Below are 11,751 nucleotides of genomic sequence, written 5' to 3'. Positions count from 1 at the left end.
TCCTTACTGCTCACTAGCCGCTTCAATAACTACGTCATCAACTTTATTGGCCAGCACCTGATCGCCATCGCGTACAAACCCTTGCCCCAGCACGATAATATCGGCTCGTTCTCCTAACCCAGAGAGCCAAACGCCATCATCTTCGGCCTTAACGAGCTGAATCGGAACAAATTCAACATGCTCATTACGCAGTGTTTTAACACCTAAATTACCTTCTTCATCGAGTGCTAGCATTGCAGCCGTAATCTTTACCGCCAACACTTCACTCAACGGCAGCTGTACTTCAGCGCTCATACCGGCCGGAATTCTTGCGTCTTGGTTATCAATTTCGATTTCAATTGGAAAGGTGTTAGTAGAAGCAGAAGAAACACGCCCAATGTAGCGTACCCGACCTTGATAATGCTGTTGGTTAATGGTTCTTACATCGGCTTGTAGGCCTTCCTTAAGGTATTGTATATGCCGCTCACTGACATCGGCTTCAATCACCAAAGTGTCCAAATCAATGACCGTCGCAATAGGATCGCCAATCCCTACAAAGTCGCCTAACTCAACAAAGTGGTGATCAACAATGCCATCGAATGGTGCTTTCACCTCGGTATTTCTTAATGCCGTTTGCACGTTGCTCAAATTCGCTCGAGCATCCACCAATGCCGCTTGTGCTGTCGCAAACGCAACTTCGCCCTGTAGTCCGCGACTTTTTAGCGATTTAGCTGCATTAAACTCTTTCTCTTTAACCAACAGCATCGCCTGAGCCCGCTTGAGCTGAATACCAAGATCGCGCTTGTCGATGCTTGCGATCACTTGCCCCTGCTTGACTGTTTGACCTTTTTCTATATTGAGGCTGACTATTTTACCGGCGACTTCAGCGCCAAGGCGCGCTTGACGATTGGGTGCAGTCCTCCCATACAGTTCGATGGTTTTACTTGTGGGTTCAGCAATAAAGGTGTCGAACATCACCTTTGCAAGTGGCGTGGTGTTCGTTGAAGAGGATGAAGAATTGAGATTATCATCTTGTGCTTTCAGTTGACCGATTGCCAACCATGCAACAAGAAGCAATATGAGGATAAGAGATACTAGCCACGGGCGCTCGACAATGCGACGTCCGAAAGACGATCCAGACATATAAAGTCCTTTTTATTATTTCTCTGCATATTCTGCGAGAGCGACTTTACGTGACATCCTTCTACGTAAAGTTCAGGCAGCCACTGGCTGCCTGATTGGTGTTAATTACACACTGAACGATGCACCACAACCACATGTTGTCGTTGCATTTGGGTTGTTTACAAAGAAGCGCGCTCCTTCTAACCCTTCTGTGTAGTCAACAATGCCGCCAACGAGATATTGCAGACTCATAGGGTCTACAACCAGTGTTACACCACTGTTTACGATTGTCGTATCGCCTTCGTTTACATTTTCATCAAAAGTAAAGCCGTATTGGAAGCCGCTACAGCCGCCACCAGTAATGTATACGCGCAGTTTCAATGCTGGGTTTTCTTCTTCAGCAATCAATGCTTTAACGCGAGATGCTGCTGCGTCAGAAAAAGATAATGGTACGTTTACTTCGCTCACGAAGACCTCTCTCACTCGTGTAATGCGTCAAGCCTGAAGCAAGACGTCAAATTTGTGCTAATTGAGACGATTATCCAATACCTGACAAACTCGTTCAAGTATTCACCGCCGATTCTTTATAACAGATGCGGATATATAAGATTACACTGCGAAACAACACATAAATTAAGCAAAACGTTTCTAACTTGATTATAGCTAGGTACAATGCGCTCCACTTGGTCCGAGCAATCAAAAGAGGATAACCCCATGACCAAATCATCAGAGCTGTATCAAAAAGCTCAGCAAACCATCCCTGGCGGTGTCAATTCACCAGTTCGTGCATTCAACGGCGTTGGCGGCTCTCCGCTATTTATCGAACGAGCAGACGGTCCACTGATTTTTGATGCCGATGGTAAAGCGTACATTGATTACGTTGGCTCTTGGGGTCCAATGATTCTTGGCCACAACCACGCGGTTATCCGCGAAGCCGTCATTGACGCAGCGCAACGTGGCCTCAGCTTCGGTGCGCCAACAGAACTTGAAATCGCGATGGCAGAGTTAGTTTCTGAACTTGTTCCATCAATGGAGCAAATCCGCATGGTAAGTTCTGGTACAGAAGCGACTATGAGCGCGATTCGCCTTGCACGTGGCTTCACTGGTCGCGACAAGATCATGAAATTTGAAGGTTGTTACCACGGCCACGCTGACAGCTTGCTAGTCAAAGCGGGCTCTGGCGCATTGACCCTTGGTCAACCAAGCTCTCCTGGCGTTCCTGCAGACTTTGCTAAGCACACACTAACAGCAACATTCAACGACCTAGATTCTGTACGCGAGCTATTCGCTGCTAACAAAGGCGAAATCGCTTGTATCATCGTTGAGCCAGTTGCAGGCAACATGAACTGTATTCCACCAGTGGAAGGCTTCCACGAAGGTCTACGTGAAATCTGTGATCAAGAAGGCGCGCTACTAATTTTTGATGAAGTTATGACAGGCTTCCGTGTGGCACTTGGTGGCGCACAAGCGCACTACAACATCAAGCCAGACCTAACGACACTGGGTAAAGTGATCGGTGGTGGTATGCCAGTGGGTGCTTTCGGTGGTCGTAAAGAAGTAATGCAATACGTTGCGCCAACGGGTCCGGTTTACCAAGCGGGTACGCTTTCTGGCAACCCTGTCGCAATGGCTGCAGGCTATGCATGTTTGAACCTTCTTAAAGAAGAAGGCAACGAAAAGCGCCTAGCTTCAAAAACCAAACAACTAGCAGATGGCTTTAAGTCTCTAGCAGAGAAACACGGTATTCCTCTGGTTGTGAACCAAGTGGGCGGCATGTTCGGCTTCTTCTTCACTGACCAAGAAAAAGTGACTTGCTACGAAGACGTAACGAAGTGCGATGTGGAACGCTTCAAACGCTTCTTCCACTTAATGCTCAAACACGGTGTCTATCTAGCGCCTTCAGCGTTCGAGGCGAGCTTTACTTCCCTTGCTCACGGTTCAAAAGAAATCGATGCCACGCTAGAAGCGGCTGACCGCTGTTTTGCAACTCTTGCAGAAGAAGCAAAATAATCGCTTAAAAGCTGCGATAACTAATTTAAAAAAGGACCATCACGGTCCTTTTTTATTGCCAATTCAATATAACCAATACTGCTAAAACACCAATAACAATGCCAAACCACGGTATTCGTTTGGCTTTTTTCTCGGTTTGACACTTTTTATCACCGTTGCAACAACCCATAGTTCATCTCTTGATTGATAACCGACTGATTTGTGGTCATTATAACAAGGTATATTGCTCTGCTCTAATTCGGCATTGTCATAAGCTTGAAAGAGTTAAGAGTGCAAAGTAATAAAGGTTCAACGCCATCTTTGAAGGCGCAAACCGTAAACGTCACCTGTAAGTTGGACTAATCTCATGCCAAATAATGTAAAAATAACGTCGAGTCACCGAGTACTAATGGTCGCTTTACTCGCCGCTGCTTTTGCTTGCTACTTATTGGTTGAGCCATACATCAATTCCATTGTGATGGCTTTTATCATTTCTTTGCTCATGTTTCCGGTACACGAATGGTTTGAGCGAAAAATTCCCAAGCACCCCAATATGGCCGCACTGCTGTCATGTGTCGTCTTGACGTTTATTATCGTTATCCCACTGCTATTTGTGTTTGCAGCCATTGTTCAACAAGGCTCTGTTTTTTCACAAAATACGTACAACTGGGTCACTAATGGCGGAATCCAAGATATATTCCAACATCCTTTTGTTATCAAAGGCTTATCCATAGTTAATGAGTACTTACCTTTCGATAAAATCGAGCCAAAAGCCATTGCTGAGAAAATTGGTCAATTTGCTACATCGTTTGGCTCTAACTTAGTTGCTATCAGCGCCAAGATTTTAGGAGACGCCACCAACTTCCTAATGAACTTCTTCCTGATGCTGTTTGTGCTGTTTTTTCTGCTTCGTGACCACGACAAAATTATCTCTGCGATTCGTCATATTCTGCCACTCTCACGTAGCCAAGAAGACCGCATATTGACAGAGATAGAGCAAGTTTCTAAATCAGCCGTGATGGGCTCATTCATGACAGCGATTGCTCAAGGTCTGGCTGGCGGTATCGGTATGTGGCTTGCTGGCTTCCCGGGGTTATTCTGGGGAACGATGATGGGCTTTGCATCATTCATCCCTGTGGTCGGAACCGCACTAATCTGGATTCCTGCAGCGGCGTACTTGTTCTTAACAGGCGATATGACTTGGGCTATCTTCTTGACGGTGTGGAGTGTGGTCGTCGTTGGTTCTATTGATAACCTATTGCGTCCGCTGCTAATGCAAGGCAGCGCAGGCATGAATACCCTAATGATTTTCTTCTCGTTACTGGGTGGTCTGCATCTATTCGGATTGATCGGCCTGATTTACGGTCCACTTATTTTTGCCGTGACAATGGTACTGTTTAATATCTACGAAGAAGAATTCAAAGACTTCCTCAACCAGCAAGACAACAGCTAGTCACAGCTTAATCACTTCAAGCTTGGGGCAGATTGTGCGAAAATCTGCCCCAAATTATTTCTGATGAACCCAATTTATGTCTGCTTATATCGCTCCTAGCCAAATAGCTCAGCGTCAGCTCGAGTACTTCAACGGAAAACATGTTTTAGTTGCAGGTGAAGTCGAAGATCTCTTTACACTTGAACTGACCAAACACTGTGAATCTGTAGAAGTCTTCACATCAAACTACAGCTTCTACCGTCAAATTCGCACTCATAACAAGGTTAAAAGCCATTTTGGTTCTGAGTTTAATACTGAGACACAAGCAGACATGGTGCTTTTGTACTGGCCTAAAGCCAAAGCCGAAGCCGAATACCTTCTGGCGATGTTGATGGCGAAACTAGGTGTGAACACTGAAATTGTAGTGGTTGGCGAAAACCGCTCAGGTGTTAAAAGCATCGAGAAGATGTTCAAAGAGTATGGCCCGGTCAATAAATACGATTCCGCTCGTCGCTGTTCATTTTACTGGGGCACTTGCCTCAATGAACCAAAGCCGTTCAATCAAGCAGACTGGTTTAAAACCTATACGGTCACACTTGGTGAGCAATCACTGACTGTTAAGAGTTTGCCTGGAGTATTCAGTCATGGCGAATTCGATTTAGGTAGCCGCCTATTACTCGAAACCCTACCTACTCTATCAGGTAAAGTCCTCGACTTTGGATGTGGTGCTGGGGTATTAGGTGCTTTCATGGCAAAAGCCAATCCAGAAATTGCGATTGAGATGTGTGACATTAACGCGTATGCCATCACATCGAGTCAAGCCACACTCAAAGCCAATGGATTAACCGGCCATGTATTCGCCTCTGATATTTACTCAGACACTGCCGACGATTATCGTTTTATCATCAGTAACCCACCTTTCCACAGTGGTTTGGATACGAACTACAACGCAGCAGAAACACTATTGGGTCAGGCTCCAAAGTATCTAGATAGCCATGGTGAAATGATCATTGTCGCGAATAGCTTCTTAAAATATCCACCAATTATTGAGCGAGCGTTTAATAATTGCGAGACGCTAAATAAGACCAATAAGTTTTCTATCTACTACGCGAAAAAGTCATAATCTTCCCTCGCGCAGGTACAAACCTGCGCGATTTTTTCTCAAAAACTCAACACTCATAAGAAAAACTGCGTCACCCTGCACGCTTTACAACTAACTTTCTTGTCAAAGAAAAAAAACTCGTTAATTTTGTTAATTCTATCTAGTTGAACATCTTATCCGTTTTTAACGAGAACCTCGGCAGCGAAGTACATTTTAGAACTGCCCTTTATGAGTTGTAATCTTATCCATGTTTAAATTCTACAAAAAACAGAAATTTAAGCGCCTTCAGAGTACACTGATGACCGCATTTCTGGTGCTCAGTATCACACCTCTTACTATTACTGCGATCTTTTTCCTACAGTCCCACAGTAAAGATCTGCAAGAACAAAGCACCTCACACTTGTTGTCTGTTCGAGATACAAAACAACAGCAAATTATCGACTACTTTGAGGCGCGGGAAACCGAAGTCATGGGCTTTGTGCGCTCTGAACTGGCTTACGCCAGTGGTGGTCGATTTTACGGTCTCGTCAATGCTTTTAGTCGTTTAGGTAATGACATTGAAGAATCTCGTAAAAATGCCCAACAGCGCTACATTGAAGGCAGCGGAGATCAAATCAAAACGTCAACGTTACCCGAGTCTTCCAACTATGTCGGAAGTGAACGTTACCGACTCTTACATAAACGTTACCACTGGGCCTACTTGGAGCTCCTCAAGCGCTCTGATTTTAATGATATTTTGCTGGTCGATATCAACGGTAATGTCACCTACTCGATCAACAAAGACGATAACTACGGAACAAACTTATTATCAGGCCCCTACAAAGACTCAGCACTTGGCAAAACCTTCAAGCGTCTAGCTGATGACGTCACTGAACGCCGTAAGGTGAATGAAGACTACACCCCTGTGATTGTGTCTGATTTCGAACTGGAAGGTGGTAAACAAGTCGCTTGGTTAGGTGCTCCAATTGTTCAGCAAGGCTACCTACACAGCTATGCTATGTTCCGCTTACCAAATAATGGCATCACGAAGTTAGCCGCAGACGCCAACCGAGAGTCATCCATTAACACCTTACTGGTTGGAAATGATCACCAACCTCGCACAATTAACACCAAGCAAGATGACATTAAGAACAGCTTAGAAGTGATCGATAAAGCACTCTCTGGTGCATTTGGCGTCGGCACTTACACGAACGGTTTAGGTGAAGAGATCATCGCTGCTTATGCACCGATTGAAACGCGTGGTGTTATTTGGGCACTCGTCGTGCAATTACCTGAAAACGAAGCTTTCGCTCGTATTCATCAACTCGAAAAACTGTTTGTTATCGCCATGCTGATCGCCATCATTCTAGTGGTAATCGCTTCCCATTATTTATCAAACTTTATTACTTCTCCGTTGCTGAAGTTAACTTGGGCTGCCGAAAAAGTGTCTGCCGGAGATCTTGATGACACCACCTTTAATACGGTTCGCAAAGATGAAATTGGCCGTCTTGCGCTGAGTTTTGAACGAATGCAACGCTCTATTCGAGAGAAAATTCAAACCATTAAGAAGCAAAATGAAGAGCTCGAGAGCAACATCCAGATCATTCAAAAACAAAATGATGAACTACAATTGGCCGACAAACTTAAAGATGAGTTCTTAGCCACCACTTCTCATGAACTCCGCACACCATTGCACGGCATGGTCGGAATCGCTGAGACTTTAGCGTCCGGCGCTAACGGTGCTATTCCTGCTAGCCAAAAATATCAGCTTGATATCATCATTAAAAGTGGGCAACGTCTCGCAAACCTTGTTGATGACTTATTGGATTATCATAAAATGCGTTACGGAAGCATGGATATCCAGAAGTCAGCGGTGAGTTTAGCCAGTGCAACGCGACTGGTACTAGAGCTTTCCAGCCATTTACTCGGAAATAAAACCATCCGTATCATCAACCAAGTACCAGCGGATTTGAAAGCGGTGTCTGCCGATCCTCAACGCCTTGAACAAGTGTTATATAACCTGATCGGTAATGCGATTAAGTACACCTCAGAAGGTAAAATCGTTATCTCCGCCAATGTGGTTGATGATCATGTTCGTGTGCAAGTTGTGGATACTGGGCAAGGTATTCCCGCAGAACATCTTGAACATATTTTCGAACCACTTATCCAAGCGGGACAAGACGCAAGTCGCTATCGTCAAGGTGCGGGGCTCGGGCTTTCGATTAGCCGTCAATTGATTGAGTTGATGGGTGGCTCGTTATACGTCAGCAGCCAGCCTATGGTCGGCACCACCTTCAGTTTCACGTTACCACTTGCCAGTGAAGAAGAGATCCAAACAACTCAAACCCTTGCAGCGCACGGACACTTCCAGATTCCTGAAATCGATGTAGAGAACAATGAAGACTTATCACTGCCAGAGAATCCAGACGGCCCGTTACTGTATGTCGCTGACGATGAGCCAGTAAACCTGCGTGTGCTTGAGAGTTTCTTACGTTTAGAGGGCTATCGCGTACGTACCGTCTCTGATGGACCAGAAACATTAGCACTCGTTGAGCAGGAAAAACCGGAACTCCTGTTATTGGATATCATGATGCCAGGCATGAGCGGCTATCAAGTCTGCAGTGAATTACGTGAAACTTATGACCATGCCGAGCTACCTATCATTATGCTCACCGCGCTTAGTCAAACAGAAGATCGTGTACGAGGCTTTGAAGCAGGAGCCAACGACTATTTGTCTAAGCCATTCAATAAACAAGAGCTAGCTGCACGCATCCAAGCGCACTTAACGGCAAGCCAAGCTGAAATGCGCCACATGGAGAATAAGATACTTGAATCTGAACTTCGCCAACGAGCGGCTATAGAGGCAAGCTTATTAGAAACTCAAGGGCGATTGTTGGAACAACTGGAATCGGCTCCTGAAGCGATTATCTGTTTGCGTGAAGATAAACGTATCCGGTTTGCTAATGAAGCTGCTTGCAAGCTATTCAAGCGTAACTTAGAACAATTAAAACGTTCATCTGCCGATGAGTTGATTGCACCTAAGTATCTGACCGTCAAACAACCTCATTACTGTGGCAAGATTGATATCTATATTGAAGATATTCGTCAAAACATCGAAGCAGACATTCTTAAACTACCTGAAGGCTCAGGCTTAGATGTCATGTATATCTTTAATGTTGGCGGAGGAGCCAATGCCGCTCGCATACACAACCTAGAAACCGCCGTAGAGGTGCTTTCAAGTTATGCTTTTGATGGCGATAAAGACCAGCTGCAGAAGCTGAAAGAACTCGGTGGAGAGTTTACACGGCTTGCAGACAAAGCGCTTGGTAACAAAAAAGACAAACAAGAGCTAATGCGAGAAATTCTGGTCGACGCAATGACACACGCCTTAGAGTATTGGGAGTCAGTCACTGGTGAAAGTAAATTCGCATTTGCCGAACAAAGTGGCTTATGGCGCGTTTATCTTGACCGTAGCACTCTGCAAACACGCACTTTGGATAAATACATGCGTATAGAAACTCTGCCGAAAACGCCACGTTGGAGAACTGTGTTGAGCTCAATAGAATTCATCCTTGAACACTGTAAAGAACAGAGTCCTGAGCGTGCGTACATCGAAGCTCAACGAGATAAACTACAGCGACTGTTGACCAGCTAATACCTATCAAAAAAACTAGCCCAGCGCATACGCTGGGCTTTTTATTATCCAAGCCTTCCCTTTCTCTAAAAACGAACAATACAGCGACTCTCTACCGTTACCACATTAAAATGCCGAATAAGCCTCTGGACAAAGTTGTCCATGGTAGGCACTCCAAACATACGCTTCTATCGATATAACCGACCCAAACCAGGTTGAGTCGAGCGAATAAAACACTTCATTTTTACAATAAAAAAAGAGCAATAAATGAGAGAAAACTGTCGATAAAAGAGACTATTTTTCAGATAACAAACGGTTTTTAACCAACAATTGACAGAGATTGCGAACTCAATCACAACAGAACGGCAGATTAATTTTTAGCTAATTAATTAACACATTTTCTGCATGTGAGCGAGATCTCCGAACCAGGAAGAGAACCAGAAGGCTTTTATTTTAAATAGATTATAGGTTAGCAATCACTAACACTCACTATTAATAAGGATATAAACTGCGACGCATATCAACGTTTACTTTTTGGTCTATCTCTAGTCAAAATTAGCCAAAATAACGTTTATAACGGAGAGTGACGATATTTTAACGTTTTTAACGAGAATCGAGTTTGATTATTTTATGGATAAGGTGTTTTCTTACTCCTGCCTAAGGCCTACAGGCCACTCTTGGCGAAACTCAATGTTGTAATGAGTAATGCATAAACAAGAGGTAGGTCTTGGAGAGTGTTTATCAATTGATGACATTCAATTCCATTTAGTGAAATGAAAGCAAATAGTAAGGAACAGCTATGCTTGCCAATATTAAAAAAACAGCACTAGCAACAGCAATTATTGCAACGGCTACTACAGGTTTTGCATCGGTAGCTACTGCGGCTGAACGCAGTGAACTGACTATCCACCCTAAAGAGTTTACAACTTTCGTTCGTAACTTTAACCCTTTCTTGGGTGCAACTAACCTGCACACAACAACCGACTTTATTTACGAGCCGCTCGTTGTTTTTAACGAAATGCACGGTAACACGCCAGTATTTCGTCTAGCAGAAAACTTTACCATGGCTGATGACCTAATGAGCGTGACCTTCGATATTCGTAAGGGCGTAAAATGGTCTGACGGCAAAGCGTTTACCGCTGATGACGTAGTTTATTCTTTCAACCTAGTTAAAGAGAAACCAGAGCTAGACCAATCTGGTATCAACTCTTGGGTTACTGGCGTAGAGAAAGTTAACGACTACAAAGTTAAATTCCGTCTAAGCGAAGCAAACTCTAACGTTCCTTACGAAATTGCGAAAGTACCAGTTGTACCTAAGCACGTATGGAGCAAAGTGAAAGATCCAGCAACATTCACAAACGAAAATCCAGTAGGTAGTGGTCCATTTACCGAAATCGACACTTTTACACCGCAACTATACATTCAGTGTGAAAACCCGAATTACTGGGATGCTGATAACCTAGATGTAGACTGTCTACGAGTGCCACAAATCGCGAACAACGACCAATTCTTGGGCAAAATCGTTAACGGCGAAATGGACTGGACGTCTTCATTCGTACCAGACATCGACCGCACTTACGCTGCAGCAAGTCCGAATCACCACTACTGGTACCCACCAGCGGGTACTCAAGCGTTTGTAGTGAACTTCAAAAACCCAGACGCGGCGAAAAACGAAGCACTTACTAACGTTGACTTCCGTCGTGCGTTCTCTATGGCGCTAGACCGTCAAACGATTATCGACATTGCATTCTACGGTGGCGGTACAGTAAATGACTTCGCTTCGGGTCTAGGCTACGCATTCGAAGCTTGGTCTGACGAAGAGACGCACAACAAGTACAAAGGTTACAACACATACAACGCCGAAGGTGCGAAAAAGCTTCTTGCTAAAGCAGGCTTCAAAGATGTAAACAAAGATGGCTTTGTAGATACACCATCTGGCAAGTCTTTCGAGCTTCTCATTCAATCGCCAAACGGTTGGACTGACTTTAACAACACTGTACAACTAGCTGTTGAGCAACTAGCAGAAGTAGGCATTAAAGCACGTGCTCGTACTCCAGATTTCTCGGTATACAACCAAGCAATGCTAGAAGGTACATACGACGTTGCTTACACCAACTACTTCCACGGTGCGGATCCACACTTGTACTGGGACAGCGGCTACAACTCGAAGCTACAGTCTGGTGACGGTATGCCTCGCTTTGCAATGCACTTCTACAAGAACGATAAGTTAGACGGTCTTCTTAACAGCTTCTACAAAACCGCTGATAAGCAAGAACAGCTAGAAATCGCTCATGGTATCCAGAAGATCATTGCTCAGGACCAAGTAACCATTCCTGTGCTATCTGGCGCGTACATGTATCAATACAACACAACTCGCTTCACTGGTTGGTGGAACGAAGAAAATCCTAAGGGCCGTCCAAACATTTGGGCTGGTATCCCAGAGCGTCTACTTCACGTGCTGGACCTAAAACCAGTTAAATAAGTAGAAGTTCATTTCAAGCGGCATACATCCCG

Annotated in this window: 7 protein-coding genes; 5 read left to right on the top strand and 2 right to left on the bottom strand. The window is 44.6% G+C overall.

Annotation, left to right across the window (positions count from 1 at the left end):
* Nucleotides 1-3: 3 nt before the first annotated feature.
* Both FR741_RS03360 and erpA read right to left on the bottom strand, forming a co-directional pair.
* On the bottom strand, nt 4-1,122 hold the full coding sequence (locus FR741_RS03360; RefSeq protein ID WP_167426264.1) for an efflux RND transporter periplasmic adaptor subunit: 1,119 nt from the start codon (nt 1,120-1,122) through the stop codon (nt 4-6).
* Nucleotides 1,123-1,227: 105 nt separating this feature from the next.
* A complete protein-coding gene (gene erpA / locus FR741_RS03355; RefSeq protein ID WP_005380031.1) occupies nt 1,228-1,569 on the bottom strand; it encodes an iron-sulfur cluster insertion protein ErpA in 342 nt (113 codons plus the stop codon).
* A gap of 246 nt (nt 1,570-1,815) precedes the next feature.
* Here erpA and hemL point away from each other — a divergent pair, with 246 nt between their 5' ends.
* From hemL to FR741_RS03330, 5 genes are all read left to right on the top strand, one after another.
* Nucleotides 1,816-3,111: a glutamate-1-semialdehyde 2,1-aminomutase gene (gene hemL, locus FR741_RS03350; RefSeq protein WP_012841437.1), complete on the top strand. Its 1,296-nt coding sequence runs from the start codon at nt 1,816-1,818 to the stop codon at nt 3,109-3,111.
* 346 nt (nt 3,112-3,457) lie between these two features.
* Nucleotides 3,458-4,543, top strand: coding sequence for an AI-2E family transporter (locus FR741_RS03345; RefSeq protein ID WP_074191761.1), 1,086 nt, complete (start codon nt 3,458-3,460; stop codon nt 4,541-4,543).
* Between the two features lie 76 nt (nt 4,544-4,619).
* The gene (gene rsmC / locus FR741_RS03340; RefSeq protein WP_006743286.1) at nt 4,620-5,645 is read left to right on the top strand and encodes a 16S rRNA (guanine(1207)-N(2))-methyltransferase RsmC; all 1,026 of its coding nucleotides are present in this window, start codon (nt 4,620-4,622) and stop codon (nt 5,643-5,645) included.
* Nucleotides 5,646-5,871: 226 nt separating this feature from the next.
* Entirely contained in the window at nt 5,872-9,258 is a 3,387-nt protein-coding gene (locus FR741_RS03335; RefSeq protein ID WP_167426263.1) for a hybrid sensor histidine kinase/response regulator, read from the top strand.
* A gap of 778 nt (nt 9,259-10,036) precedes the next feature.
* Entirely contained in the window at nt 10,037-11,719 is a 1,683-nt protein-coding gene (locus FR741_RS03330; protein ID WP_005394703.1) for an ABC transporter substrate-binding protein, read from the top strand.
* Nucleotides 11,720-11,751 lie beyond the last annotated feature (32 nt).

This window comes from Vibrio diabolicus, from assembly GCF_011801455.1.
In the GTDB taxonomy this organism is placed as follows: Bacteria; Pseudomonadota; Gammaproteobacteria; order Enterobacterales; family Vibrionaceae; genus Vibrio; species Vibrio diabolicus.
This window is presented reverse-complemented; position numbering and strand designations above follow the sequence as displayed.